The sequence below is a fragment of the Mycolicibacterium vinylchloridicum genome (assembly GCF_013404075.1).
In the GTDB taxonomy this organism is placed as follows: domain Bacteria; phylum Actinomycetota; class Actinomycetes; order Mycobacteriales; family Mycobacteriaceae; genus Mycobacterium; species Mycobacterium vinylchloridicum.
In genome coordinates, this window is sequence record NZ_JACBJQ010000190.1 from 1 (window position 1) to 1,076 (window position 1,076).

At 64.1% G+C, this 1,076-nt stretch carries 1 protein-coding gene; it reads left to right on the plus strand.

Annotation, left to right across the window (positions count from 1 at the left end; translation table 11 throughout):
* The first annotated feature begins 104 nt into the window (after positions 1-104).
* Entirely contained in the window at positions 105-1,055 is a 951-nt protein-coding gene (locus tag HPC46_RS34490) for an IS481 family transposase (protein ID WP_179476449.1), read from the plus strand.
* Positions 1,056-1,076 lie beyond the last annotated feature (21 nt).

The window sequence follows — 1,076 nt, forward strand, 5'->3', positions numbered from 1 at the left end:
TGTACTTGGCCATGACGTTGGTAGCAGGCGTGTTGGCTTGATGTGAAGAGAACCTCCGGGTGGGGTGTGGCTTGTCTAAGGCCCACTTCCCACCGGAGGTTCTCGTGTCCCACCGTAATGCCCGTACGACGTTTCATGGCCGGCTGTTGATGGTTCAGCGGTATCAAGACGGGTGGGCCAAGGCCCATATTGCTGCGGCAATGGGTCTGTCGCGCAAGTGTGTGCACACCTGGATCAGTCGCTACGAGGCCGAGGGTGAAGCCGGTTTGCACGAGCGTTCCTCGAGGCCGCACACGATGCCCACCCGGACTCCACCGGCGGTGGAGAACCAGATCGTGGCCTGGCGGCGACGCCACCGCTGCGGCCCTGAGGAGATCGGGGTCAAGCTCGGGGTAGCGACTCGCACCGTGTCGCGGGTGCTGCACCGGCGCGGAGTGCCCTACCTGCGTGACTGTGATCCGATGACCGGCATTCCCATCCGGGCCTCCAAAGCCACCGCGGTGCGCTACGAACGCGAGCACCCCGGCGAGCTGGTGCATGTCGATGTCAAAAAGCTCGGTCGCATTCCCCGCGGCGGCGGCTGGCGCGCCCATGGCCGACGGGAAGAAGTCCGAGGCCGTGGCATCGGCTATGACTACGTGCATTCGATGGTCGATGACCATTCCAGGCTGGCCTACTCCGAGATCCTGCCCGACGAAAAAGGCCACAGCTGTGCAGGATTCCTGACCCGGGCAGCCGACTACTTCGCCGCCCACGGCATCGACCGCATCGAGCGGGTCATCACTGACAACCACCTCAGCTACCGCCGATCAGCGGCCTTTGCCACCGCCGTCGAGCGCCTCGGCGCCAGGCATGTGTTCATCCGCCCGCACTGCCCGTGGCAGAACGGAAAGGCTGAGCGCTACAACCGGACCTTGCAAACCGAATGGGCCTACCGGCAAGCCTTCAACTCCAACGACGACCGCGCCCAAGCCCTTGCGCCATGGCTAACCGTCTACAACACTCAACGCCGTCACAGCGCACTCGGAGGCCTACCGCCCATCAGCAGACTGTGACCAACCTGATGGCCAGGTACA